The following is a 25,221-nucleotide window of genomic DNA, read 5'->3' as shown; positions in this document are numbered from 1 at the left end:
GCGGCTCCTGAAGGGGCCGCCCTTTCGCATTTTGATATGCTCATTTAGCGACGCGCCGCGCGCGGAGCGTTAGCAAAAAGAACGACGATGCTTGAGAAGACTTTCGAACCCCAGGCCGCCGAGCCCCGCCTTTACGCCCAGTGGGAAGTGAGCGGCCTGTTCGCGCCCCGCACCGACGGCGCCGCCGAGGCCTATTCGATCGTCATTCCGCCGCCCAATGTGACCGGCAGCCTGCACATCGGCCATGCCCTGAACAACACGCTGCAGGACATCCTGGCCCGCTATCACCGGATGAAGGGCAAGGCGGTTCTGTGGCTGCCCGGCACGGACCACGCCGGCATCGCCACCCAGATGGTGGTCGAGCGTCAGCTGGCCGCCGCCGGCAATGTCGGGCGTCGCGACATGGGCCGCGACGCCTTCATCGAGAAGATCTGGGAATGGAAGGCCGAAAGCGGCGGAACGATCGTGCGCCAACTGCGCCGCCTCGGCGCCTCGTGCGACTGGTCGCGCGAGCGGTTCACCCTGGACAAGGGGCTCAACGCCGCCGTCCGCAAGGTCTTCGTGCAACTGCACAAGGAAGGCCTGATCTATCGCGACAAGCGGCTGGTGAACTGGGACCCGCATTTCCAGACCGCCATTTCGGACCTTGAGGTCGAGCAGCGCGAGGTGGACGGCGCCTACTGGCATTTCGCTTATCCGCTCGCGGACGGTGTCACCTACGAACACCCCGTCGCCTTCGACCAGGACGACCAGGCGACCGAGTTCGAGACGCGCGACTTCATCGTCGTCGCCACGACCCGGCCTGAGACCATGCTGGGCGACACCGGCGTGGCGGTGCATCCGGATGACGAACGCTATGCCGGCCTGGTCGGCAAGTTCGTGACCCTGCCGATCACCGGCCGTCGCATCCCAATCGTCGCCGACGACTATGCCGATCCGACCAAGGGTTCGGGCGCGGTGAAGATCACGCCGGCCCATGATTTCAACGACTTCGGCGTGGGCAAGCGGGCGGCCCTACCGTCGCTGAATATCCTCGATGCTTTCGGGCGCATCACCGACGTCGATACGCCCGACGTGCCTGCGGATTACGTTGGGCAAGACCGCTTCGCCGCGCGCAAGGCCATCGTCGCCCGCGCCGAGGAAGAGGGCTGGCTGCGCGAGATCGAGAAGACCAAACACGTCGTGCCGCACGGCGACCGCTCCGGCGTGGTCATCGAGCCGTGGCTGACGGATCAGTGGTACGTCGATGCCAAGGTCCTGGCCCAACCCGCGCTGAAGGCGGTGGAGCAGGGCGACACGGTGTTCGAGCCCAAGTCGTACGAGAAGATCTATTTCGAATGGCTGCGCAACATCGAGCCGTGGTGCATTTCGCGCCAGCTGTGGTGGGGTCACCGCATCCCCGCCTGGTACGGCCCGAACGGCGAAATCTATGTCGCCGAGACGGAAGATGACGCGCGCGAACAGGCGATGGCGGACTATGATTCCGAGGTCGCCCTGACCCAGGACGAGGACGTTCTGGATACCTGGTTCTCCTCGGCCCTGTGGCCGTTCTCGACCATGGGCTGGCCCGAGAAGACTGAGGATCTGGAGCGGTTCTATCCGACCAGCGACCTGGTCACGGCGGCGGATATCATCTTCTTCTGGGTCGCCCGGATGATGATGATGGGCCAGCACTTCATGGGCGAGGTTCCGTTCAAGCGCGTCATCATCAATGGCCTCGTCCGCGACGAGAAGGGCCAAAAGATGAGCAAGTCCAAGGGGAACGTCATCGACCCCCTGGGCATCATCGACGAGCTGGGCGCCGATCCGCTGCGCTTCACAATGGCGATCCTGTCCGGCACGCGGGACATCAAACTGTCGAAGCAGCGGATCGAGGGTTATCGCAATTTCGGCACCAAGCTGTGGAACGCCGCGCGCTTCAGCCAGATGAACGAGGCGCGCCGGGTCGAAGGCTTCGATCCCGCCACTGTCGACCAGACGATCAACCGCTGGATCCGCGGCGAGGTGACCAAGGCCGAACGCGCGGTGTCGCAAGCCATCGAAGGCGGACGCTTCGACGATGCGGCGGGCGCTTTGTATCGCTTCGTCTGGAACGTCTTCTGCGACTGGTATCTGGAACTCGCCAAGCCGGTGTTCCAAGGCGCCGACGAAGCCGCAAAAGCCGAAACGCGGGCGATGACGGCCTGGACGCTGGATCAGACGCTGAAGCTTCTGCATCCGGTCATGCCCTTCATCACAGAGGAACTGTGGGCCGAACTGGGCAAGGAAGGTCTGGCTCGCGACGGCTTGCTGATTGGGGCCGAGTGGCCGGTTCTGCCGGACGCCTTCATCGACGCCTCGGCCGAGGCCGAGATCGGCTGGCTGGTCGATCTGGTCGGTGAGGTTCGCGGCCTGCGCGCCGAAATGAACGTGCCGCCGTCGGCCAAGCCACCGCTGGCCTTCGTCGCACCCGACGCCGTGACCGCCGAGCGGATCGCCCGCCACCGCGACCTGATCCTGACCCTGGGCCGCGTGTCCGAGGTCGGTTCGGCGGATGCGGCGCCGACCGGGGCCGTGACCTTCGTCTCGGGCGGTTCGACGGTGGCGCTTTCGCTTGCGGGCATCATCGATCTGACCGCCGAACGGGCCCGTCTGGAGAAGGAAATCGCCGCCTTCGATAGCGACATCGGCCATGTGAGCAAGAAGCTGGGCAACCCCAACTTCGTGTCTCGCGCCGCGCCGGAAGTCGTCGACGAACAGCGCGCCAAGCTGGCCGAGGCCGAGGCGGGCAAGGTCAAGCTACAGGCGGCGCTGGCGCGTCTGGCGTCGCTTTGACGCCCCGATGAAAGCAAGGCCGTGAAGACGCGGATTGATCAGCTTCTCGTCGCACGCGGCCTGTTCGACAGCCGCTCGCAAGCGCGCGCCGCAATCGAGGCGGGGCTGGTTCTGGCCGACGGCGCGCTCGTGCGGAAGGCGTCCGAACAGTTCGCGGATGACATCGCGCTGGAGGCCCAACCCGCCCACCCTTGGGTCGGGCGCGGGGCGCTGAAGCTGGACCACGCCCTGACCCTGTGGCCCGTCCTCGTGAAGGGCAGGGTGGCGCTGGACGTTGGCGCATCGACCGGCGGCTTTGCCGAGGTTTTGCTGAACCGAGGCGCGGCCAAGGTGTTCGCCGTCGACGTCGGCTTCGGCCAGATGCACGCACGGGTGTCGTCCGATCCCCGCGTGGTCAATCTGGAGCGCACCGATGCGCGGGACCTGACGCCTGATCTGATCCCGCAGCCGCCGTCGCTGGTGGTCTGCGACGCCAGTTTCATCAGCCTGATCAAAGTGCTGCCAGTCGCTCTCGATCTGGCGACGCCTGATGCGGATCTGGTCACCCTGGTCAAGCCGCAGTTCGAGGCCGATGGCCCGGGCGGCGGCAAGAAGGGCGTGATCAAGGATGCGGCGGCGCATGCGGCCGCTGTCGAGCGAGTGCGCGACTGGCTGGAAGCGCTGGGCTGGGCGGTGTTGGCGACGACCGAAAGCCCGATCACCGGCGGCGACGGCAACGTCGAGTTCCTGCTGTGGGCGAAGAAGCCGGGCTGACCAAGCCCGATACCCAAGACCGATAGCTCAAAGGCCGGGCTCAAGTAGGCCAAAGGCCGATAGCCCGAAAACAAAGAGAAACCGCCGAAAGATTGCTCCTCCGGCGGCTCCGTCACGTCGTCGATTGACAGGGGGGCTGAAAATTAATCGACGACGCGATAGCGGCCGTACTGGTCGGGGCAGGTACGGACGTAGCGCGTGTCCGTGCGACCGTCCGGCAGACGGATCTGGCTTTCGGCCAGACGGCATCCGTCTGAATTCTGGTAGGAGTCGACCGGGCGCGAACGGTCGTCATAGTAGCCGCCACGGCTGTAGGCATAGTCGTCGCGACGGTCGTAGTCGTCGTAGCGATAGCCTTGATCGCCGGTGTAGCGATCATCGTAATAGCCGTAGCTCGGTTGGCTGTAGCCCTGAGCATAGTAGCCGTTTGAACCATAGCTGCTCTGATAGCTGCGGCAGGCGTCCGAGCTGGATCGACCGACCTGCGAACCTATCACGGCGCCGACCACACCGCCCAGGATGCTGCCTTCCGTGCGGCGACCGCGTGCGGCCAGTTGCGAGCCGATGACGGCGCCCGCGCCGCCGCCGATGACTGCGCCGGCGCCGGTGCGACCTTGGCGCTCACGCGTGCAAGGATCGTAATAGCGGCCGCTATTGTAATCATATGAGCGGCTATAGGCGCCCGTGCCGTAGTTCTGGCTGTAGCCGCTGCCGTAATAGTTCTGGGCCGACGCCGTAAGCGGGGCGGCCGTGACGCCGAACGCCAGGGCGGCGACGGCGGCGATCGATGTTTTCGTGAGACGCATTTTCCAACCCTCTGAGGACCGAACGGTTTCCGTCAAACGTTAACGGCAAAGCCTCGTGTCTCGTTGCAATGGGATTTACGACGGCGAAGCTGAACGGCAATTGATCGGTTCGTTCATCTTCATTCATGTTCAGCGAACCTGCCGCGATGGCCCTGTGGCTTGAGCGAAGGGGGACCTGCGGCTAGAAGCCCGCCGATGGACATCTTCACCATCGACCGCGTCGGCGGCCAGGGCGACGGCGTCGCCCAGACGCCGTCTGGCCCGGTGTTCGCCGGCCTGACCTTGCCAGGCGAAACGGTGCGCGGCGTCGTCGCGGACGGACGGCTGGAAGAGGTCGAAATCATCACGCCCAGCCCTGACCGGATCGCACCGGTCTCGCCCCAGTATGGCGACTGTGGCGGCTGCTCGCTTCAGCATTGGTCGGAAAAGCCGTATCTGGATTGGAAGCGAGAACAGGTGCGCCTGGCCCTGGCGCGCGAGCGGATCGAGACCGAGATCGAGGCGACGGTGGCGACCCCGCCGGCCAGCCGTCGCCGCCTGGCTCTTCATGCCCGTCGCGCCCAGGATGGACGCGTGGTGCTGGGCTTCAAGGCGCGCCGCTCCTGGCGGTTGGTCGAGGTGACGGCTTGTCCGGTCGCCGATCCCCGGATCGTGGCGGCTATTCCGGCGCTGACGCAGGTCGCGGCCGCCTTTTTCGAACATCCGAAGTCCGCGCCGACCCTGCACGTCACCTGGACCTTGTCGGGGCTGGACGTCGATGTGACCGGGGTCGAACGCCGCTCGGGCGGCGGCCTGTCGGCTGACGCCCAGATGCAGGCCATTCAGGCCGCGCACCGGGCCGATCTGGCGCGCCTCAGCCTGGCGGGCGACACCCTGGTGATGGCGCGCCAGCCCAAGGTGGCGTTTGGCCCAGCCACCGTGTCCCTACCGGCGGGTGGATTTCTGCAGGCGGTCCCTCAGGCCGAGGCGGCGATGGTTGCGCGCGCGCTGGCCGCGGTGAAGGGCGCCAATAAGATCGCCGATCTGTTCTGCGGCGCGGGGACCTTCACCTTCCCGTTGGCCAAGGTCGCGCCGGTGATCGCAGCGGACGCATCCAAGCCAGGCATCCTTGCGCTGAAGGCCGCCGTCGGTTCGGCCAAAGGAATGAAGGCCATCACGGCCGAGGCGCGCGATCTGTTTCGTCGACCAATGAATCCCTATGACCTGAAGGGATGCGACGCCATCGTGTTCGATCCGCCGCGGGCCGGCGCGATCGACCAGACGGCTCAGATCGCGGACACCAAGGCCGGCGTCGTCGTGGGCGTGTCGTGCAATCCTCAGACCTTTGCGCGTGATGCGCGGGTGTTGATCGATGCCGGTTTCCGGCTGGAGGCGGTGACGCCCGTGGATCAGTTCCTGTGGTCGTCGCACGTCGAACTGGTGGGGGTTTTCAAACGATGACTTTGGACGACACGAGCGAAGAGGACGGCGGCGGCTTCGACGCCGACGACTGGATGCGGCTGAAGCCGTTTACGGGCGCCGTGGCGACCCTGGACGACGTTCAGGCGCGACGTGCGGTGTTCGCCCTGGGCGAAACCGACGATCCGCGTCCCATCGTCATGGACCTGCCCCAGCCGGTCATCTGGTGGGATGAGGACGGCGAACAGGCGGCGGTGGCCGTTCAGGCCGAAAGCCATCTCGACGCCGACGGCGAGGAGATGGAAATCCTAGGTCTGATCCTGCCGGACGGGGAGGGCGCGGTGGCCCTGATGGAGGATGTCGATCTGGTCGATGACACCGCCCCCCCCTGGCGCGATCTGGTCACGCGCGCCATCGACCCATCGGCGGCGGACGACTACCCGAACAACTCCAACTGAGGCCGAGCGTCTGCGGGCACCCGGAACTGGGTTTCGTCCAGCAAACGGTGCGGCGTGTCGAGACCGTAGCGTTTGACAGCGGCCTTGAACCGCGTTCCGATCAGCTCGGCGACAGGCCCGGTGCCCTTCATCCGTTGGGACCAGTCAGCGTCATATTCCTTGCCGCCGCGCGTCTGGCGGATCAGGGACATGACGCGGGCGGCGCGATCCGGGCGGGCGTCGGCCAGCCATTCCCGAAACAGATCCTTGATCTCAAGCGGCAGACGCAGGGTGACATACATGGCCCGCGTGGCCCCGGCCTTGGCGGCGGCCTCCAGGATCGCTTCCAGTTCGTGGTCGTTCAGACCGGGAATGACGGGGGCGAAACCGACCCCGACCGGACAACCGGCGTCGGCCAGGCGGCTGATCGCCTCCAGCCGCTTGGCGGGGGTGGAGGCGCGCGGCTCCATCGCCCGCGCCAGCCCACGATCCAGGGTGGTGATGGAGACGAAGGCCGAGGCCAGCCCCGCCTTGCCCATCGGGCCCAAAATGTCGGCGTCGCGCGCGATCAAAACCGACTTGGTGATGATGCTGAACGGGTGATTGAACCGCTGCATGACCTCCAGGATCGAGCGCGTCGACTTCAGATCACGTTCGACTGGCTGATAGGGGTCTGTATTGCCGCCTATGTGGATGCGCTTGCATCGGTATCGGGGTGCGAGGAACGCCTGTTCCAGCAGACTTGCGGCCTGGGGCTTGAAGAAGATCCGGCTCTCGAAATCCAGGCCCGGGGATAGGCCCATCCAGGCATGGGACGGACGGGCGTAGCAGTAGATGCAGCCATGTTCGCAACCTTTGTACGGGTTGATGGAGCGGTCGAAGCCGATGTCCGGACTATCGTTCCGGGCGATGATGGTGCGGGCGTGTTCAGGGGTGAGGGTTGTGCGCAGCGGCGCGGCCTCGGCGTCGTCTTGCGTCCAGCCGTCATCGAACGACTGGTGCTGCTCAGGCTCATAGCGGCCGCTTGCATTCGAACGCGCGCCTTTTCCCTTGGCGGTTTCCATGGGAAGGACGATGCGACATCGTCTGGAACAAAGCAAGAACATTTGTTCTCGCGATTTTGGTCTCAGTCGGGGCCGATGACCATGCAGGTCACGCGACGCGCGGCCAGCGCCTCGCAGGCGGACTTTGCCCCGGTTTCGGTCAAGCCGACAAAGCGCGAGCGATACCAGTCGCCGGCGGTCTGGACGTTGCGTTCGGCGGTGGCGAACTGATCGCGGAAGCGGCGGTTGACCTCGATCAGCCAGTCGGTCGCCACCTTCTCTTCGCGGAAGGCGCCGACCTGCACTGCCCAGCGACCGGCCGGCATTCTGGGCGCGGCGCGGGCGGGTTCCCGCGTTGCGGACGACGCCGAGCGACGGGGCGTGGTGGACGGCGCGACAGCGGCATTGGCCGGGGCGCCGTTCAGCGAAGCGGTGACATTGCGGGCCGCACGGGGAGCGGAAGAAGCGGCCGGCGCCGAACCAATGGGCGGCAGCGTCGCGGCGGCCCGCTGGCTGGCTGCGCGCTCCGACGGGGCGGGGGCGACACGGGTCGGCAGGGCGGCGGGCACCGGTGCGGCCGTATAGGCGACAGCGGTGGATTCCGCGCCGACGCCGTCCTCGTCGTCATTGACCGAAGCATAGGCGATTGGGGCGTCTGCGATCGCCGACCCAACGCCGAATCCGCGCTGCTCGAAGAAGGTCTGCGCCACCTGGATCCGCTCGCCCTGGGCGCGGCGGCGCTCGACCTCGAACCCGGTGTCCATCAGCTCGGCGACGTGGGCGTTGCGGCTGGCGGTCGAACGGCCGCCCAGTACCACGGTGATCAGGCGTCGTCCGTCACGCACGGCCGAGGCGGCGAGGTTGTAGCCGGAGGCGTTGGTGTAGCCGGTCTTCATCCCGTCATAGCCGCGCCCGGTCGGCAGCAGGCCGTTGGTGTTGCGATAGTTGCGGCCATTGTAGGCCCAGTCGTGAAGGCCGAAATAGCTGTAATACTGAGGGAAATCGCGCATGATCGCGCGCGCCAGAATGGCCTGGTCGCGCGCGGATGTCACCTGGCGTGCGTCCGGCAGGCCGTTTGCGGTGTAGTAGCGCGTCTGGGTCATGCCTAGCTGCGCGGCCTTCTGCGTCATCATATTGGTGAAGCGGGCTTCCGATCCGCCGATGTGCTCGCCAATGGCCAAGGCCATGTCGTTGGCGGACCGCACGGCGGTGGCGCGCATGGCGTTGTCCAAGGTGATGGTCTGGCCTGCAGCCAGGCCCAGTTTCGATGGCGGCTGGGACGCGGCGCGCGGCGAGATCGTCAGCACGTCATTCACATTGGCCTTGCCCTGAGACAGCGCCTCGAACGTCAGATACAGCGTCATCATCTTGGTCAAGGACGCTGGATAGCGACGGCTGTCGGCGTTTCGTGCGAACAGAACCTCGCCCGTGGCGGCGTCGATCACGATGGCGGCGTAGCGGCTGTTCTCCTGGGCCGAGTAGGCGGTCTGGGCCTCGATCGGCCTGACGTTCGCGCCCAGAACCAGCGAAAGCGCGAGGACAGCGAACAGGCCACGGCGGAGAAAAGCGATCATGGGCGGGACAACCCCTCGGTGAGCAGGGTGCGACAGGCCCCCCGGCCGTCACGGACAAACAGCTAGCATAGGAAGCGCGGGTTTCGTGGTGGTTAACCGCGCGTCAACGCAAATTTGACCGGCCGATCAAGGTTATCGTCGATCATATTGTGCATTGCACAAAACGCTTGAAAAACCTTCGCACTTGCAGCATATTGCGGGTCTGCGAGATCCTCTCGCATCATTATTTCCGCCTTCAGGCCCGTTCCCAAGGGCCTTCTACCGGAGAGACGATCATGGCCGACGCCGCTGAAACCGTGAAGAAAACCGCCGACCAAGCCACCGCCGCTGCGACTTCGGCCGCCGCCAAGGTCAAGGCGCAAGCCGAAACCATGCAAGCCGCTGGCACGCAGGCCTTCCGTGAAGGCATCGACAAGTCGACGGCCTCGATGGCCGAGCTGAACGCGCACAGCAAGAAGACCCTGGAAGCCATGGTCGAGTCGGTCACCGTCGCCCAGAAGGGCGCCGAGGCCCTTTCGCAACAGGCGCTGGGCTTCGCCAAGTCGTCGTGGGAAGACGGCGTCGCCGCCTCCAAGGAACTGTCGACGGCCCGTTCGGTGCAGGAGTTCTTCGAGCTCCAGACCGCCTGGGCCAAGAAGTCGATGGAGCGCTATGTCGCCGAGCTGACCAAGACGAACGAGATCGTCACCGCCACGGTCAAGGACAGCATCAAGCCGATCAACGAGCGCGTCACCGCCTCGGTCGAAACCTTCCAGGCCGCTCGCTAATCCCGCGAACCGCCCGAAGAATCGAGAAGGCCCCGGAGTTCGCTCCGGGGCCTTTTTGCTGTCAGGGCAGGGCGGAATGGTCGTAGCTGAAGACCCGCGCCAGCTTCCACTCGGCCCCTTCCTGTTTCCACATCTGCGTGAAGCGGGCGCGTCCGACGCGGGTTTCGGGTCCGTCGCCCTGGCGTTCGTAAAAGACGTGCTCGCCCGTTTCGACTGCGCCATAGTTGTTGATGGGATAGACCGCCAGACCGTCCCGCAGAGCCTCGCGCCGGGTCCGCCACGCGTCTGGCGCGCTGCGGTCCTGACAGCGGGCGGCGTATTGCGCGACAAAGCCGTCGGCGTCGGTGGCCACGCGTCCGCCCCGGTCGTCGAAAAACTCGAAATCATCGGTCAGCATGGCCCTAAGTCCGGCCGGGTCGCAGCCTTCGAAAAAGACAGCGAAAAGTTTGGCGTCGGCCGCCATGACGGCGGTTTCCAGCGGCGTAGGCTGGGCGAAGGCGGCGAGCGAAAGGGCGGCGACGAGGGCGGCGGGCATGGCGATCGGGAGCTGTTCAACTGAGGCGCTCAACCTGAGCCGTTGACCTTCTGTGATCACGTGAAATCTTTGTCAGACGCGCTTCACGAAAGCCGTGACTGGACGCCGCTTCAATTCAGGCCATCATTCCCTATCTGAGAGCCAAGACGACTCCCCGATTACGGAACACGAATGCCCATACAAAGGCCCGGTGAGACCGGCGGCGGTCAAGGAACCGCCGTCGTCACCGAAACAAAGCCGAAGCTGCAAAAGCCCTCGCTCTATCGAGTGCTGATTCTGAACGACGATTATTCGCCGATGGAATTCGTCGTCTATGTGCTGGAGCGGTTCTTCCAGAAGAGCCGGGAAGAGGCCACCCGCATCATGCTGCATGTGCATCAGCATGGCGTCGGCGTCTGCGGCGTCTTCACCTACGAGGTCGCCGAGACCAAGGTCGCGCAGGTCATCGAGACGGCGCGCCGCCACCAGCACCCTTTGCAATGCACAATGGAAAAGGACTGAGAGGAGCCTCCCTATGCCTTCATTTTCCCGTCCTCTCGAAGAAACCCTGCACCGCGCGGTGGGATACGCCAATGCGCGCAGGCACGAGTATGCGACGCTCGAGCACCTGCTGCTCGCGCTGATCGACGATCCCGATGCGACCGGCGTCATGCAGGCCTGCAACGTCGATCTGTCGGCGTTGAAAGCGGCGCTGACCCTCTATGTCGACAACGACCTGGCCGCCCTGGCCACCAGCGACGGTGAGGACGCCAAGCCGACCGCCGGCTTCCAGCGCGTGATCCAGCGCGCGGTGATCCACGTCCAGTCGTCCGGCCGCGAGGAAGTGTCCGGCGCCAACGTTCTAGTCGCCATCTTCTCCGAGCGCGAGAGCCACGCCGCCTACTTCCTGCAAGAGCAGGACATGACGCGCTATGACGCGGTCAACTTCATCGCCCACGGCATCGCCAAGAAGGCGGGCGCCAACGAGGCCCGTCCGGCCAAGGGCGCTTCGCCCGAAGAGGCCGAGGATGCTTCCGCCGTCAAACAGGGCGGCGAGGCGCTGGAAGCCTATTGCGTCGACCTCAACGAGAAGTCGCGCCAGGGCAAGGTCGATCCCCTGATCGGTCGGCAGGCCGAGGTGGATCGCTCGATCCAGATCCTGTGCCGTCGGACCAAGAACAACCCGCTTCTGGTGGGCGACCCCGGCGTCGGCAAGACCGCCATCGCCGAAGGTCTGGCCCGCAAGATCGTCAACGGCGAAGTGCCCGACGTCCTGAAGGACGCCACCATCTATTCGCTCGATATGGGCGCGTTGCTGGCCGGCACCCGCTACCGCGGCGACTTCGAGGAGCGGCTGAAACAGGTGGTTAAGGAGTTGGAGAACCACGACAACGCCGTGCTCTTCATCGACGAGATCCACACGGTGATCGGCGCGGGCGCGACCTCGGGCGGGGCGATGGATGCCTCGAACCTGCTGAAACCGGCCCTTGCGTCCGGCACGCTGCGCTGCATGGGATCGACGACCTACAAGGAATATCGCCAGCACTTCGAGAAGGACCGCGCCCTGGTGCGTCGCTTCCAGAAGATCGACGTCAACGAGCCGACGGTCGAGGATACGGTGAAGATCCTGAAGGGTCTGAAGACCTACTACGAGCAGCACCACAAGGTCCGCTACACCGACAGCGCCGTGCGCACGGCGGTGGAGCTGTCTGCGCGCTACATGACCGACCGGAAACTGCCGGACAAGGCGATCGACGTAATCGACGAGGCGGGGGCTTCGCAGATGCTGCTGACCGAATCCAAGAGGAAGAAGGTCATCGGTCAGAAGGAAGTCGAGGCCGTCATCGCCAAGATGGCCCGCATCCCGGCCAAGTCAGTGTCGAAGTCCGATACCGAAAGCCTGCGCGAGCTGGAAACCGATCTGAAGCGTGCGGTCTTTGGTCAGGAGCAAGCCATCGAACAGGTGTCGGCGGCCATGAAGCTGGCGCGGGCGGGTCTGCGCGATCCGAACAAGCCGATCGGCAGCTTCCTGTTCAGCGGCCCGACCGGCGTCGGCAAGACCGAAGTCGCCAAGCAACTCGCCGCCACCTTGGGCATCGAGATGCAGCGCTTCGACATGTCGGAATATATGGAGCGCCACACGGTCAGCCGTCTGATCGGCGCGCCTCCCGGCTACGTCGGCCATGACCAGGGCGGGCTTCTGACCGACGCCGTCGATCAGCATCCGCACGCCGTCGTGCTGTTGGATGAAATCGAGAAGGCGCACCCGGATGTCTACAACATCCTGCTGCAGGTGATGGACAACGGCATGCTGACCGATGCGGTCGGCAAAAAGGTCGATTTCAGGAACGTCATCCTGATCATGACCACCAACGCCGGGGCCGCCGACAACGCTCGCGCCTCCATCGGGTTCGGCCGGGGCAAGGTCGAGGGCGAGGATGACAAGGCCATCCAGCGCCTGTTCGCGCCGGAGTTCCGCAATCGTCTGGACGCCATCGTGGCCTTCAAGCCGTTGCAGGCCGACACGATCCGCTCGGTGGTGACCAAGTTCATCCTTCAGCTGGAAGCCCAGCTGGCGGACCGCAACATCACCATCGAACTGACCGACGAAGCCGCCGACTGGCTGGCCAAGAACGGCTTCGACGAACTGTATGGCGCGCGTCCGCTGGCGCGGGTCATCCAGGACTCGATCAAGAAGCCGCTGGCCGACGACATCCTGTTCGGTCGCCTGACGCGCGGCGGACACGTCAGGGTCCAGCTGAAGGACGGCAAGATCGACTTCGACATCACGAGCGCCAGCGCGCCCGCGAAGGCCGAGGAAGAAGAGACGGCCTGATCCTTGAAAGGGTGATGACGAAAGGCCCGGCTGGCAGCAGCCGGGCCTTTTTCTATGCCTGCTTGTAGGGCGACAATTCTTCTGTCATCGCCCGCATCTCCGCAGCGACGGCCGGGCGTTCGCCGTCCAGATAGCGGGCAACAGGATCGCGCAGGGCGGGGTCGGCGATGAAGTGGGCGGAATAAACGGGGGAGGGCAGGTAGCCGCGCGCGATCTTGTGGTCGCCTTGGGCCCCGGCTTCGACGCGGGACAGGCCACGCGAAATGGCGAATTCGATAGCCTGATAGTAGCAAAGCTCGAAGTGCAGGAAGGGCACGTCTTCCAGCGTGCCCCACTGACGGCCGTAAAGCGCGTCTCGGCCAATGAAATTCAGGGCGCCGGCGATGGGCGTCTCATCCCGAAACGCCATGACCAGGGCGATCCGGTCGGCCATGGTCGCGCCGATGCGACTGAAGAAGTCGCGCGTCAGATAGGGTCGGCCCCATTTGCGCGAGCCGGTGTCCATGTAGAAGGCGAAAAGGGCGTCCCAGTGGGCCTCGGTGATGTCGGCGCCGGTCAGGACGCGGATATCCAGATCGGCCTGGGCGTCGCGGCGCTCGCGCTTGATGGTTTTGCGGCGGTTGGCCGACAGGGCGGCCAGGAAATCGTCGAAGGTCCGATAGCCGTTGTTGCGCCAGATGAACTGGATGTCCTGGCGTGGCAGCAGGTCCGCCTCGGTCATGGCTAACCAGTCCGCTTCGGTCGGGAAGTTGACGTGCAGGGAGGAGACGCCCAGCCGTTCAACCAGGGTCATCGCCCCTTGGATCAGGGCCTGACGCACCGTCGCAGCGTCGGTCTCAGGATGGTGCAGGAAACGCGGGCCGGTCGCGGGCGTAAACGGCACGGCGCCCAGCAGCTTGGGATAATACCGGCCGCCGGCCCGCTCATAGGCGTCGGCCCAGCTGTGGTCGAAGACATATTCGCCCTGGCTGTTGCCCTTCAGATAGAGGGGCATGACGCCCAGCACCGCGTTGTCTTCACTCCTTAGGGACAAGTGGCGCGGGGCCCATCCCTGAAGCGGCGCGGCGCTGCCCGAGGCCTCGCACGCGTGCAGGAATTCGTAGGAGACAAAGGGATCGCCGGTGGGCAGCGCGCACGCGTCCCAGGCCTTGCGGCCGATGTCGGCGATCCCTTCGTGAACCGAGATCTGAAAGATCAGCGGATCTCCACGATCGCATCGATCTCGACGGCGAAGCCGAGCGGCAGCTTGTACACGCCGACGGCCGAGCGGGCGTGCTTGCCTGCGTCGCCGAAGACCTCGACCATCATGTCCGAGCAGCCGTTGATCACGGCGGGAATGGCGGTGAAGTCGGGACCGGCCTGAACGAAGCCGCCCAGCTTCACGATGCGGACCACCCGGTCCAGATCACCATCGCAGGCCGCCTTGATCTGAGCGATCAGGTTCAGACCGCACAGGCGCGCGGCTTCCAGCGCCTGCTCCGGCGTCACGTCCACGCCAACCGTGCCCTTGATCCCGCCGTTCGCGTCGTTCGACAGCTGGCCCGAGATGGTGACCTGATTGCCCGAGCGGACATACGAGACATAGCTGGCCACCGGCTTGGCGGGTTCCGGCAGGGTGAGGCCGAGTTCGGCGATGCGGGCTTCGATGCTCATGGGGGCTCCTGTTTATCTGGGCGCGGTTTAGCGCGGGGCAAGGCCGGCGTCACCCGTTCGGCGCGCTTTAAAGGTTCGCCAACCGCGCCGTGTCATGCTGCGATCATGGATATGCATCTGACCCCCGACGTCGCCGCCTTCCATGCCGTGCTGGCGCGGTTGTCCGCTGAAGACCGCGCGCGCGTGGACGCTGCCGCAATCCCGGCCGCGCAAAAGGCCGCCGAGGCCGCGCCGCATTGGGACTTCGAAATGCCGGCCAAGACGGTGGATGCGCTGTTGGGCGCCGATGCCTCCGACGATGTGCGTCGCGGCCTGGTCGCCGCCTGGGCGCTGCAACTGCCCGACCGGGCAGCGGCGATGAGTCTGCCGGCCGAGGTCATGGCCCTCTATCCCTACTGGATCGAACAGTTGGCGGGGTTTCTGGATAAGGCTGAGGGCGACTACGTTTTCGACCACTGGTCCAAGGACGTCCGCTTCGCCCTGGCGCTCAGCGTGCCGGGCGCCAAGAGTCAGGTGATTGATCTCTCTTCACCGGTCGGACCAGGGCAGATCGTCAAACACGTCCGCGACGGCTGGGGCGTCAAGCCGTTGTTCCGCTATCTGGCGGCGGGCGCCAAGCGCGAGCCTTGGCTTGAGGTTCACACCGAGAGCCGCTGGCTGCGCGGCTTCAACGAAGACGGTTGGAACGAGGCCTGGGCGACGGCGGCCGAACTGTGCCGCGCGCGGCCCGAACTGGCCGGCATGATCGGCTCCAGCTGGTTCTACGATCCGCCCTTGACCGAGATCAGCCCCCGCCTGGCCCACCTGCGCCTGAACCCGCTAAAGGGCGGCGCCTTCATGGTCCACCAGGGACCAGGCGAAATCCACACCGAACGGGCGGCGACGGCGTCGGCGTCGCGCAAGGCGCTGATCGACAGCGGGGAGTACACCGCCCGCTCATGGTTGATGATCTGGCCCCGCAAGGAGCTGATCGCCTGGGCGGATCGGCGCAAGGCCGCCTGATCTTTCAGGCTGTCGCCATCCGCCACGCCGCCGCGACCGGCTGAATGTCCAGGTCGGCCGCCTTCGCCAGTCGGATCAACCGATCGATATCCTCCGGACGGCAACCATACGGCGTCGGCGCGTCGCTGACGTCGTGGCCGTAGGCGATCAGCCAGCCTCTGGATGAAGCCGTTTCGTCCACCAGCGCCTCCAGGTCGTAGCCGGGCAGCCGACGGCTCTCCAGGCCGATGGCCTGCAGCAGGTTGCGATCCGAACGGCCGGCGTTGATCCCGTCGCGGACCCCGCGCCCGCACAGGAAGCGTTTGTCGATCACGGCTTTCGATCCGAGGGCGCAATCGCCGAAGGGATAGGCGAAGGTCTGCATTTCGTACCCATCCAGCCGCTCGGCCACCCAAGTGGCGTTGCGAGCAAGGCTGGCGTCCAGCTCGGCCGGCGACAGGGTCAGGGTCGAGACATGCTCATAGGTGTGGCAACCGACTTCGTGTCCGGCCTTATGCAGGGCTTGCAGATGCTCCACCTCAAACTGGGGCAGGTCCAGATTGCGACCGCCCGATAGTCCGCCGCAGACATAGTAGGTCGCCCTGACTCCGTGATGAGCCAGGATTGGTCCGGCCTCGGTCCAGGCCGATGCCGGGATGTCGTCGAACGACAGGCTGAGGACGCCGCGCGCAGGCCGCACGTCGGCAGGACGGACATCGAGATAGCGGCCGGCGCGGCGACGCATCTTGTCGAGAAAGGCGCTCATGCCCGCCTTGTCGCACGACGGGCTTAAGGCCGGGTTTCAAACCGTGACGGGCTGGGCCGTGAGGCCGCGCACGCCGAAGACACGGCGATAGCGTTCGATCTCGCCGGGATCGCCGACCGCTTTCGCGGGATTGTCCGACAGTTTGACGGCGGGGCGACCACCGGCCTCGACCACCTTGCAGACCAAGGAGATCGGCTCCAGTTCGGGCGCGAAAGCGGGCGAACAGTCGCGAAAATCATTGGTCAGATTGGTCCCCCAGCCGAAGCTGAGACGCGCGCGACCGTGGAAATGGGCGTGGGTCGCCTCGATCGCGTCGATGTCCATCCCGTCCGAGAAGATCAGCAGCTTCTCCTTTGGGTCTCGCCCATGCGCGCGCCACCAGTCGATCAGGCGGTCGCCGGCCGGAATGGGCGGGGCCGAGTCGGGACGGAACCCAGTCCAGTCCGCCACCCAATCAGGCGCCTGGTCCAGAAACGCCTCGGTGCCGAAGGCGTCAGGCAGGACGATCAACAGATTGCCCGCATAATGCCTGCGCCATTCGTCCAGCACCGCATACGGCACCTGGGCCAGCGCGGCGTCGTCGGGTGCCAGGGCCGCCAGAACCATCGGCAGTTCGTGGCCATTGGTGCCGATGGCTTCCAGGTCGTTCTCCATGGCGTGCAGGACGTTGGACGTGCCGATGAAGGATTTGCCCAGCCCCTCCTTCAAGGCCTGAATGCACCAGCGTTGCCACAGGAAGCCGTGGCGCCGCCGCGTGCCGAAGTCTGACAGGGCGAGGTCGGGCAGAGCGCGAAGCTGCTCGACCTTGGACCACAGCCGCGTCTTGGCGCGCGAATACAGGATGTCCAGCTCAAACCGGCCCAGCCGCCGCATCCCGACCCGGCAGCGCAGCTCGTTCAGGATCGCCAGCGCCGGGATCTCCCACAGCGTCACCTCGGCCCAGCCGCCCGAAAAGGTCAGCACATACTGCCCATCCTGAACCGAAAGGTCGTAGTCCGGCAGGCGATAATCGGTCAGCCAGGCGATGAAGTCGGGCGAGAAGATCTGCTTCACGCCATAAAAGCTGTTGCCCGCCAGCCAGACCAGTTCCTTGTTGGTGAAACGTAAGGTGCGAGCATGATCCAGCTGCTCGCGCAGGGCGTCGATATCGATCTCGTCGGCCAGACGCACGGTCTTGGTGCGGTTGATGACCTGGAAGACGACCGGCACGTCGCGATGCTCGCGCCAGATCATCTGCAGCATCAGCAGCTTGTAGAAGTCCGTGTCCAGCAGGCTGCGGACGATCGGGTCCAGGCGAAAGCCGTGGTCATAGGCGCGTTTAGCGAGATCCATGCCCTGTCCTACGGCTTCAACGCACGGCCCGCCACCACCGCGTCCTTGCCGAACTTCTCGCGCAGCAAATCGATGGCGCGTTCGGTTTTCAAGGCGCGCGTTTCGGTGGTCTGGAACAGGCCGGCGGGCGCGTCCTCGGCGTCCTGCACGTCCGCCATGCCGATGCCGATCAGGCGATAGGGCCGGCCCAGCTCGGGCTTTAGCAGATCGCGCCCCGCGGCGAACAAGGCGCGGGCGGTCTGCACCGGGTCGGGCAGGGTGACGCGTCGGGTCACGATCTTGAAGTCGGTGCGCCGTAGCTTCAGCACCAGCACCCGGCTGGCGACGCCGTCGCGCCGGGCCTTGGACGCCAGTTTCTCGCACAGGGGCCACAGCTCGGCCTCCAGCGCCTCGGCCGAGGTCAGGTCTTCGTTGAAGGTCGTCTCGGCGCTCATCCCCTTGCGATCACGCTCGGGGTTCACGGCGCGGGCGTCGCGGGCGTGGGCCAGATCGTGCAGGCGCAGACCGGATTCGCCATAGCGTTTGACCAGGTCGCGCACGTCGGCCCGCGCCAGATCGCCGATGGTCGAATAGCCGTCGCTGCGCAACGCCTTGCCAAACACTGGCCCGACGCCGGGCAGGGCGGTGATTGGGCGCGGCGCCAGCAGGGCCTGGGCGTTGGCGGAGCCGACGACGGAGAAGCCGCGCGGCTTGTCCATCTCCGACGCCATCTTGGCCAGGAAGCGGTTGGGGGCCAGGCCGATGGAGACGGTCAGGCCGGTTTCCTCCTCAATCTGTTTCTGAAAGCGGATCAGCTGCAGCGCCGGCGGGCCGCCGTTCAGCCGCTCTGTGCCCGACAGATCAACCCAGGCCTCATCCAGCGACAACGGCTGGATCAAAGGCGTCAGCTGCCCCAACGCCCCCAGAATGCGCTGCGATTCGAAGACGTATTTGGTGAAGTCCGGCCTGATCACAACGGCCTCGGGACAGGCCTTCAGCGCCTTGAACATGGGCATCGCGGAGCCGACGCCATATTGGCGCGCGACGTAGCAGGCAGTGGAGACCACGCCGCGCTTTCCACCGCCGACGATCACCGGCTTGTCGCGCAACTCTGGCCGGTCGCGCTTCTCCACCGAGGCGTAGAAGGCGTCGCAGTCCATGTGCGCGATCGACAACTGGTCCAGTTCGGGGTCTGCGACCACGCGCCGCGATCCGCACGCCGGACAGCGGTTCTCGCGCGGCCCGGCGGGATCTTCGCCGGTCCAAAGGCAGTCGCGACAGATGGCCTTGATGGCCACGCTTAAGGTCTCCGTAAGGTTGGCTTCACCCCAACTTAAGACTGGGCGCCTACGAATGCGACCAACGAGGCGTCCCGCGTTCGAGGGGCGCGCAGGTCAGGTGATGATGTCCAAGAAAGTCCTCATCGTCGAGGATAACGAGCTGAACATGAAGCTTTTTCATGATCTGCTCGATTCCCAGGGCTATGAGACCCTGCAGACCCGCGAGGGTTTGCAGGCGCTCGCCTTGGCGCGCGCCCACCATCCCGACCTGATCCTGATGGATATCCAGTTGCCGGAAATCTCAGGCCTGGAGGTCACCAAATGGCTGAAGGACGACGAGGAGTTGAACCACATCCCCGTCATCGCCGTCACCGCCTTCGCCATGAAGGGCGATGAGGAGCGGATCCGTCAGGGCGGTTGCGAGGCCTATATCTCCAAGCCGATCTCGGTCATGCATTTTCTCGAAACCATCCGGCAGCACCTCGGATGAGCGCCCGTATCCTCGTCGTCGACGATGTGGACGTGAACGTCCGCCTGCTCGAAGCCAAGCTGACCATCGAATATTACGATGTGCTGACCTGCAACGACGGCGTGTCAGCCCTGGCCATCGCCTCCGAGCACCAGCCAGACCTGATTCTGCTCGACGTCATGATGCCTGGCATGGACGGGTTCGAGACGTGCCGACGGCTGAAGGCCCAGCCCGAGACGCGCCATATCCCTGTCGTGCTGGTCACGGCGCTGGACGGGCGCGAGGATCGGATCAAGGGGCTTGAGGCCGGCGCCGACGACTTCCTGACCAAGCCCATCGACGACGTCATCCTGTTCGCGCGGGTCAAGTCGCTGACGCGGCTGAAGCACGTCATGGACGAGCTGCGCGAGCGCGAGGAAAGCGGCCGTCGCCTGGGCGTCGATTCGGACAATGCCGCGCGGCTGCGTAGCGAGGGCGGGCGGGTTCTGATCGTCGACGACGACCAGCGTCAGGCCGAGAAGATCGCCCAGGAACTGGTCGGCGAACATCGCGTCACCATCGAAACCGATCCCGAGGCGGCGCTGGTCGCGGCCAAGGGCGCGCTGGACCTGATCATCGTCAATGTCGCCGCCGCCAGCTTCGACGGCCTTCGGATCGTCGCCCAGGCCAAGTCGGGCGATGCCCGCCGCGCGCCCATCCTGGCGATCGTGGAGCCGACCGAACGGCCGCGCATGATCAAGGCGCTGGAACTGGGCGCCGCCGACATCCTGCCGCGCCCTGTCGATACCGAAGAACTGTCGGCGCGGGTTCGCACCCAGATCCGGCGCAAACGCTACACCGACTTCCTGCGCCAGAAGCTGGACAGCAGCATGGAAATGGCCGTCACCGACGCCCTGACCGGTCTGCACAATCGGCGCTACATGACCGGCCAGTTGCAGGCGCTCGTTGGTCGTGCGGCCCAGGGCGGGGCCCAGGTGGCCGTGCTGGTTCTGGACATCGACCACTTCAAGTCGGTCAACGACAGCTTCGGCCATGACGCCGGGGATGAAGTGTTGGTGGAGTTCGCCGTGCGCCTGGCCACCAATGTCCGGGCCGTGGACCTGCCATGCCGCATGGGCGGCGAGGAGTTCGTGGTGGTCATGCCGGGCGCCAGCCTGGAAGACGCCGGTCGCGTCGCCGAACGGATTCGCCGAGACGTCGCGTCCGCGCCGTTCCGCGTCATGGGCGGCAAGGAGCAGATCACCATCACCATCTCGATCGGCGTGGCCGCCACGACCGGCGATGGCGACACGCCCGAAGGCCTGCTGAAGCGCGCCGACGAGGGGGTCTATGAGGCCAAGGCCGCCGGCCGCAACCGGGTCATCGCCAAGGCGGCGTGAGCCCGCTTCGAGACAACGAAAAACGCCCGGCTGGAGATCAGCCGGGCGTTTTCAATTCTCAGCCGGTCAAGAACTTACTTGATCTTGCCTTCCTTGAACTCGACGTGCTTGCGCACGACGGGGTCGTACTTCTTGACGACCATCTTCTCGGTCATGGTGCGGGCGTTCTTCTTGGTGACATAGAAGAAGCCGGTGTCGGCCGTGGAGTTCAGGCGGATCTTGATGGAAGCCGGTTTGGCCATCGGAATTACCTCTGCGACGGCGAAAGCCGCTTAAAATAAGAGGCGCGGAACATACTCAGGATCGCCCCAAAGTCAACGGGCGCGATGCCACGTTGATGAGGCGGAACGCACATATAGTCTGACCGCATGAAAATCGCATCCCTGCTGGCCGTCGCGGCCCTGATGTCCGTGTCGTGCGTCGGCGTCGCTACGGCCGATCCGGCTCAGTCCCAGGACGATTTCCTTGCGCGGCTGAACGCCCTGTGTGGCCAACGATTCGAAGGCCAGGTCGTCACCACCGACGCCGCCGACGCCAGGTTCGCCCGCGAGCGTCTGGTCATGCATGTCCGCGACTGTTCGCCGGGCGAGGTGCGCATTCCCTTCGCCGTGGGGTCGGATCGTTCGCGGACCTGGATCGTGACCAAGACCGACACGGGCCTTCGGCTGAAGCACGATCACCGACACGCGGACGGCACGACCGACGTGCTGCATTGGTATGGCGGCGATACGGTCAACGCCGGCACGGCCGAGCATCAGGAGTTCCCGGTCGACGCCGAATCGATCGCCCTGTTCAACGAAAACGACGCGGCCGTCTCGACCACCAATGTCTGGGCGATGGAGGTTTATCCCGACCGAGTGTTCGCCTACGAACTGCGTCGTCCCAACCGGCATTTCCGCGTCGAGTTCGACCTGACCAAGCCGATGGCCGACTAGGGTCAGACTGCGCGCCAGGTCCGGATCGGTCGCACGGTGGCGCAGGCGGGACCGCCGTCCTTGGCGCGGCCGGGCAGGACGACTTCCAGCACCTCGCCTTGGCGTGCCTGGGCCAGCAGATCGGCGGGAATGTCGTGGACGTCGATCTTGGCGCGTCGGCTCCATTCGCTGGCGTGCTGGCCTGCCGACGTGCCGATCGCGATATAGACGAACCGCCGCGTTGCGCCCTCGCGCCGCACGAAGGGGCCGGTCAGGCGGCCATCCTCGGACAGGGTGACGGGCGCGTCGAAGCTGATCGGGCCGTCGGCGGCGATGCGCGGCTCGACCGGCATGTTCGCCTTGTCCTGCAGGCTGTAGGCGACGCCCGCGACCGGATTGGCGATCGTCAGGCGCAGGGTGATCCCCGTTCCGGCCATGTCAGTCCCTGTGTTCGACCGTGTGCCGACCCCGCACCATCCGCACGAAGGGCAGGGGGCGGTTCGGGTGTTCCAAACGCTCGGCCAGTTCACCCAGCACGAAACGGGTGATGGCCGGCAGGTCCAGCGCGCGCGCCTCGTCGAGCGGCAGCCAGGCGATCTCGTCCAGTTCGCCCGACCCTGCGGTCGGCTCCGGGCTCAGCAAGGCCTCAGCCGAGGCCATAAAGAACCGGGCGTCGAACCGGCGGGTCCGGCCGGGCGGCGTAATAGCTCGCGCGATATAGGACAGAATCGACAGATCGGGCAGGGCGCCCGCCTGGCGATACTCACGCCACGGACCGGCGACTGAGGCGGGGGGCGCCGGCCGCCCCAGAATGAGCCCTGTCTCCTCGAACGTCTCGCGCACCGCCGTCAGGGCCAGGGCGCGCGCACGGCGAGCGGGCAGTTCGCCTTCCAGTCGCCGCGCAACCTCGCCCGACAACTCACCCGTCGCGGCGGCGGTGAAGTCGCTGCGGTCGATCCGCCCGCCAGGAAACACCCATTTCGACGCCATGAACACGTGCCCCGGCGCGCGACGCCCCATCAGCACCTCGGGCCGATCACCGCCGCGCGTCAGGATCAGCGTCGCCGCATCCTTCGGCCGCTGAGCCCCGCCGACACGCGGGGCGTCGGCCAGGTCCTGTGCGGCGTCGAAAGGTGTCACTTCCGCTTGCCCTTCCTCACGCCCTTCAGGCCGCCGGACGGCTTGGAGCCGCTGCGGGGCTTGGGGCCGCCGGGGCGGTTCTTGCCGCGCATCGGCGGGCCGTCGCCGCCGCGACCCCGGATGCCATAGCGGGGTGCTGGGGCGTTGGGATCGCGGGGTTCGGGTTCGCTGAGCATTTCGAACACCAAGCCGCCCGTGACGGGCGTGGCTTCGCGCAGCTTGACCTCGACCATCCGGCCCAGGGTGAAACGTTTGCCGGTGCGTTCGCCGACCAGGGCGTGGGCGCGGTCGTCGTGGGTGAAGTATTCGCTGCCGAGCGTCGAGACGGGCACCAAGCCGTCCGCGCCCGTGTCCTCCAGACGAATGAACAGGCCGAATCGCGTCACGCCTGTGATCCGCCCGGCGAAGGTCGCGCCGACGTGCTCTTCAAGATAGGCGGCGATGTAGCGATCCATTGCGTCGCGCTCGGCGGCCATCGACCGGCGCTCGGTCATGGTCACGCCCTCGGCGATGGCCGGCAGTTCGGCGATCTCGCGGTCGGTCAGTCCGTCCTTGCCCAGGTTCAGCGCCCGGATCAGGCCGCGGTGGACGATCAGGTCGGAATAGCGCCGGATCGGCGAGGTGAAGTGGGCGTAGCGATCCAGGTTCAGGCCGAAGTGGCCGATGTTCTCGGGGGAGTAGATCGCCTGCATCTGGCTGCGCAGGACCACCTCGTTGACCACGTCGGCGTGTTCGGTGTCGCGCGTCTCGTCCAGCAGTTTGTTGAACCGCTTGGTCGTGCCGGGCTCGCCCTTGTTCCAGGGCTTGCCGATGGTCGACAGGAAGTCGGCCAGGTTGAAGATCTTCTCCTGGCTGGGCGTATCGTGGACGCGGTAGATCAGCGGCGTCTTCTTCTGCTGCAGCGTTTCGGCGGCGCAGACGTTGGCCTGGATCATCATCTCTTCGATCAGCCGGTGCGCCTCCAGCGAGGCGCGCTTCTCGATGGAGGCGATGCCGCCATCGGGCGCCATGCGGATGCGGCGGTCAGCCGATTCGATCTGCAGCGGGCTGCGCTTCAGCCGGCCCTTCAGCATGGCGTGATAGGCGTTCCACAGCGGATAGAGGATCGCCTCCATGATCGGGCCGGTCGTGTCGTCCGGTTGTCCATCAATGGCGGCCTGCGCCTGCTCGTAGCTGAGCTTGGCGTGCGACCGCATCAGGCCGCGCACGAACCGGTGACCGGTCTTTCGTCCGTCCTTGTCGAAGACCATCCGCACGGCGAGACAGGCGCGGTTCTCGCCCTCCTTCAGGCTGCACAGACCGTTTGACAGCACTTCCGGCAGCATCGGTTCGACGCGATCGGGAAAATAGGTCGAGTTGCCCTTGTCGCGCGCCTCGCGGTCCAGCTGGCTGCCGGGGCGGACGTAGGCGGCGACGTCGGCGATGGCGACCCAGACGATCCAGCCGCCCTCATTCTTCGGATCCTCATCGCGCGCCGCATAGACGGCGTCGTCGTGGTCGCGAGCATCGGCGGGGTCGATGGTGATGAAGGGAACCTCGCGCAGGTCCTCGCGGCCCTTCAGGGTCGGCAGGGCCTGATCCTCGGCCTCGCGTTCGACCGCTTCGGAGAAGCCCGTCGGGACGCCGTGGGCATGGATGGCGATCAGGGAGGCGGCGCGGGGATCATCCTCCTTGCCGATGTGCTCCAGGATCTTGCCGCGCTTGGGACCGTAGCGGTGGTCGCCTTTCTCAACGGCGGCCAGAACCAGGTCGCCGTCACGCAGGTCGCCGGACTGGGCCTGGGGCACCAGCAGCACGTCCTTGGACCGGCGGTCGACCGGCTCGACGCGGGTCTCACGCGCCGACTTGCGGATGACGCCCAGGACGCGGTTGGTCCCCACGTCAAGCTTCTTGATCAGCCGGGCTTCCCAACCCTCGGCGCCGCGCTGTAACTTCACCAGCACGCGATCGCCCAGGCCAGGGGCGGCCTTGGACTTGTCGGGCATCAGAAGGGCGCGCGGGGCGTCGGGACTGGCCTCGACCAGGCGAACATACAGTTCGCCGTCGCCATCGCGTTCGATCACATCGGCGACGCCGACGGGGGGCAGGGCGCCGGCTTCGGAAAAACCCTTGCGACCGCGTTTGCCCAGTCGCCCTTCGGCTTCCAGTTCGCGGATCATTTCGCGCAGGGCCCGGCGGTCGCCGCCCTTCAGGCCGAAATGGCGCGCGATGTCGGTCTTCTCGGCCGATCCGGCCTCGCGCAGAAAGGCGACGAGGGTGTCTTTGTCGGGGAGACCGGCGGGCGGCCTCTTGGATGATTTGGTCATTATGTCTTTCGTAGCGCGGAACCGCGCCCTTGAGTAAATCTTGAGGGGTCAAATCTTGCGTGAGTTGACCATGTGAAGGC

At 65.8% G+C, this 25,221-nt stretch carries 24 protein-coding genes; 11 read left to right on the top strand and 13 right to left on the bottom strand.

Annotation, left to right across the window (positions count from 1 at the left end):
- Window positions 1-87 precede the first annotated feature (87 nt).
- The gene (locus O2K97_RS12105) at window positions 88-2,814 is read left to right on the top strand and encodes a valine--tRNA ligase (RefSeq protein WP_269219441.1); all 2,727 of its coding nucleotides are present in this window, start codon (window positions 88-90) and stop codon (window positions 2,812-2,814) included.
- 21 nt (window positions 2,815-2,835) lie between these two features.
- Window positions 2,836-3,567 carry a TlyA family RNA methyltransferase gene (locus O2K97_RS12100; protein ID WP_269219440.1) on the top strand — a complete coding sequence of 244 codons (732 nt, stop codon included), beginning with the start codon at window positions 2,836-2,838 and terminating at the stop codon, window positions 3,565-3,567.
- 143 nt (window positions 3,568-3,710) lie between these two features.
- Here O2K97_RS12100 and O2K97_RS12095 read toward each other — a convergent pair whose 3' ends face one another.
- Window positions 3,711-4,373 carry a glycine zipper 2TM domain-containing protein gene (locus tag O2K97_RS12095; RefSeq protein WP_269219439.1) on the bottom strand — a complete coding sequence of 221 codons (663 nt, stop codon included), beginning with the start codon at window positions 4,371-4,373 and terminating at the stop codon, window positions 3,711-3,713.
- A gap of 195 nt (window positions 4,374-4,568) precedes the next feature.
- Between O2K97_RS12095 and O2K97_RS12090 the strand changes: the two genes are divergently transcribed.
- Together O2K97_RS12090 and O2K97_RS12085 are read left to right on the top strand one after the other, a co-directional pair.
- Window positions 4,569-5,813, top strand: coding sequence for a class I SAM-dependent RNA methyltransferase (locus O2K97_RS12090; protein WP_269219438.1), 1,245 nt, complete (start codon window positions 4,569-4,571; stop codon window positions 5,811-5,813).
- Window positions 5,810-6,229: a hypothetical protein gene (locus tag O2K97_RS12085; protein ID WP_269219437.1), complete on the top strand. Its 420-nt coding sequence runs from the start codon at window positions 5,810-5,812 to the stop codon at window positions 6,227-6,229. The genes O2K97_RS12090 and O2K97_RS12085 overlap by 4 nt, the downstream gene beginning before the upstream one ends.
- Here the strand turns inward: O2K97_RS12085 and O2K97_RS12080 are convergent.
- Both O2K97_RS12080 and O2K97_RS12075 read right to left on the bottom strand, forming a co-directional pair.
- Window positions 6,208-7,272: a PA0069 family radical SAM protein gene (locus O2K97_RS12080; protein WP_269219436.1), complete on the bottom strand. Its 1,065-nt coding sequence runs from the start codon at window positions 7,270-7,272 to the stop codon at window positions 6,208-6,210. The genes O2K97_RS12085 and O2K97_RS12080 overlap by 22 nt on opposite strands.
- Window positions 7,273-7,334: 62 nt before the next feature.
- Complete coding sequence (locus O2K97_RS12075; RefSeq protein ID WP_269219435.1) at window positions 7,335-8,825, bottom strand: serine hydrolase; 1,491 nt, start codon at window positions 8,823-8,825, stop codon at window positions 7,335-7,337.
- Between the two features lie 275 nt (window positions 8,826-9,100).
- Here O2K97_RS12075 and O2K97_RS12070 point away from each other — a divergent pair, with 275 nt between their 5' ends.
- Window positions 9,101-9,592: a phasin family protein gene (locus O2K97_RS12070; RefSeq protein WP_082465129.1), complete on the top strand. Its 492-nt coding sequence runs from the start codon at window positions 9,101-9,103 to the stop codon at window positions 9,590-9,592.
- Window positions 9,593-9,653: 61 nt separating this feature from the next.
- Here O2K97_RS12070 and O2K97_RS12065 read toward each other — a convergent pair whose 3' ends face one another.
- The gene (locus tag O2K97_RS12065) at window positions 9,654-10,127 is read right to left on the bottom strand and encodes a nuclear transport factor 2 family protein (protein WP_269219434.1); all 474 of its coding nucleotides are present in this window, start codon (window positions 10,125-10,127) and stop codon (window positions 9,654-9,656) included.
- Between the two features lie 171 nt (window positions 10,128-10,298).
- Here O2K97_RS12065 and clpS point away from each other — a divergent pair, with 171 nt between their 5' ends.
- Both clpS and clpA read left to right on the top strand, forming a co-directional pair.
- Complete coding sequence (gene clpS, locus O2K97_RS12060; RefSeq protein WP_017504641.1) at window positions 10,299-10,628, top strand: ATP-dependent Clp protease adapter ClpS; 330 nt, start codon at window positions 10,299-10,301, stop codon at window positions 10,626-10,628.
- A gap of 13 nt (window positions 10,629-10,641) precedes the next feature.
- Window positions 10,642-12,942, top strand: a complete 2,301-nt coding sequence (clpA, locus tag O2K97_RS12055; protein ID WP_026108343.1) for an ATP-dependent Clp protease ATP-binding subunit ClpA — start codon at window positions 10,642-10,644, stop codon at window positions 12,940-12,942.
- A 52-nt stretch (window positions 12,943-12,994) separates the two neighbouring features.
- On the opposite strand, the gene O2K97_RS12050 is transcribed toward clpA, so the two are convergent.
- Complete coding sequence (locus tag O2K97_RS12050) at window positions 12,995-14,140, bottom strand: GNAT family N-acetyltransferase (protein ID WP_269221138.1); 1,146 nt, start codon at window positions 14,138-14,140, stop codon at window positions 12,995-12,997.
- Window positions 14,137-14,595, bottom strand: coding sequence for a RidA family protein (locus O2K97_RS12045; RefSeq protein WP_017504644.1), 459 nt, complete (start codon window positions 14,593-14,595; stop codon window positions 14,137-14,139). The genes O2K97_RS12050 and O2K97_RS12045 overlap by 4 nt, the downstream gene beginning before the upstream one ends.
- Before the next feature lie 111 nt (window positions 14,596-14,706).
- Between O2K97_RS12045 and O2K97_RS12040 the strand changes: the two genes are divergently transcribed.
- Complete coding sequence (locus O2K97_RS12040) at window positions 14,707-15,597, top strand: hypothetical protein (RefSeq protein WP_269219433.1); 891 nt, start codon at window positions 14,707-14,709, stop codon at window positions 15,595-15,597.
- Window positions 15,598-15,601: 4 nt separating this feature from the next.
- Here the strand turns inward: O2K97_RS12040 and O2K97_RS12035 are convergent, their stop codons facing one another.
- Genes O2K97_RS12035 through O2K97_RS12025 form a run of 3 tightly spaced genes read right to left on the bottom strand, consistent with a single transcriptional unit; the run spans window position 15,602 to window position 18,951 of the window.
- The gene (locus tag O2K97_RS12035; protein WP_269219432.1) at window positions 15,602-16,342 is read right to left on the bottom strand and encodes a polysaccharide deacetylase family protein; all 741 of its coding nucleotides are present in this window, start codon (window positions 16,340-16,342) and stop codon (window positions 15,602-15,604) included.
- 36 nt (window positions 16,343-16,378) lie between these two features.
- Complete coding sequence (gene pncB / locus O2K97_RS12030; protein WP_269219431.1) at window positions 16,379-17,674, bottom strand: nicotinate phosphoribosyltransferase; 1,296 nt, start codon at window positions 17,672-17,674, stop codon at window positions 16,379-16,381.
- A gap of 8 nt (window positions 17,675-17,682) precedes the next feature.
- Complete coding sequence (locus O2K97_RS12025; protein ID WP_269219430.1) at window positions 17,683-18,951, bottom strand: DNA polymerase IV; 1,269 nt, start codon at window positions 18,949-18,951, stop codon at window positions 17,683-17,685.
- A 106-nt stretch (window positions 18,952-19,057) separates the two neighbouring features.
- Here O2K97_RS12025 and O2K97_RS12020 point away from each other — a divergent pair, with 106 nt between their 5' ends.
- Window positions 19,058-19,423, top strand: coding sequence for a response regulator (locus O2K97_RS12020; RefSeq protein ID WP_164952723.1), 366 nt, complete (start codon window positions 19,058-19,060; stop codon window positions 19,421-19,423).
- Complete coding sequence (locus O2K97_RS12015) at window positions 19,420-20,781, top strand: PleD family two-component system response regulator (RefSeq protein WP_269219429.1); 1,362 nt, start codon at window positions 19,420-19,422, stop codon at window positions 20,779-20,781. The genes O2K97_RS12020 and O2K97_RS12015 overlap by 4 nt, the downstream gene beginning before the upstream one ends.
- Window positions 20,782-20,855: 74 nt before the next feature.
- Here the strand turns inward: O2K97_RS12015 and rpmG are convergent, their stop codons facing one another.
- The gene (gene rpmG / locus O2K97_RS12010; protein WP_003164451.1) at window positions 20,856-21,023 is read right to left on the bottom strand and encodes a 50S ribosomal protein L33; all 168 of its coding nucleotides are present in this window, start codon (window positions 21,021-21,023) and stop codon (window positions 20,856-20,858) included.
- A gap of 126 nt (window positions 21,024-21,149) precedes the next feature.
- Here rpmG and O2K97_RS12005 point away from each other — a divergent pair, with 126 nt between their 5' ends.
- The gene (locus O2K97_RS12005; protein WP_269219428.1) at window positions 21,150-21,716 is read left to right on the top strand and encodes a hypothetical protein; all 567 of its coding nucleotides are present in this window, start codon (window positions 21,150-21,152) and stop codon (window positions 21,714-21,716) included.
- Between the two features lie 2 nt (window positions 21,717-21,718).
- Here O2K97_RS12005 and O2K97_RS12000 read toward each other — a convergent pair whose 3' ends face one another.
- Genes O2K97_RS12000 through rnr form a run of 3 tightly spaced genes read right to left on the bottom strand, consistent with a single transcriptional unit; the run spans window position 21,719 to window position 25,141 of the window.
- Entirely contained in the window at window positions 21,719-22,132 is a 414-nt protein-coding gene (locus O2K97_RS12000; RefSeq protein ID WP_269219427.1) for a DUF5990 family protein, read from the bottom strand.
- Window position 22,133: 1 nt separating this feature from the next.
- Window positions 22,134-22,835, bottom strand: a complete 702-nt coding sequence (locus O2K97_RS11995; protein ID WP_269219426.1) for an NUDIX hydrolase — start codon at window positions 22,833-22,835, stop codon at window positions 22,134-22,136.
- Window positions 22,832-25,141, bottom strand: a complete 2,310-nt coding sequence (gene rnr / locus O2K97_RS11990) for a ribonuclease R (protein WP_269219425.1) — start codon at window positions 25,139-25,141, stop codon at window positions 22,832-22,834. Before rnr ends, O2K97_RS11995 begins: the two co-directional genes overlap by 4 nt.
- Window positions 25,142-25,221: the final 80 nt, after the last annotated feature.

This window comes from Brevundimonas vesicularis (genome assembly GCF_027105095.1).
Lineage (GTDB): Bacteria > Pseudomonadota > Alphaproteobacteria > Caulobacterales > Caulobacteraceae > Brevundimonas > Brevundimonas vesicularis_E.
The sequence above is the reverse complement of the archived record's forward strand: the minus strand, read 5'-3'. Positions and strand labels throughout refer to the sequence as shown.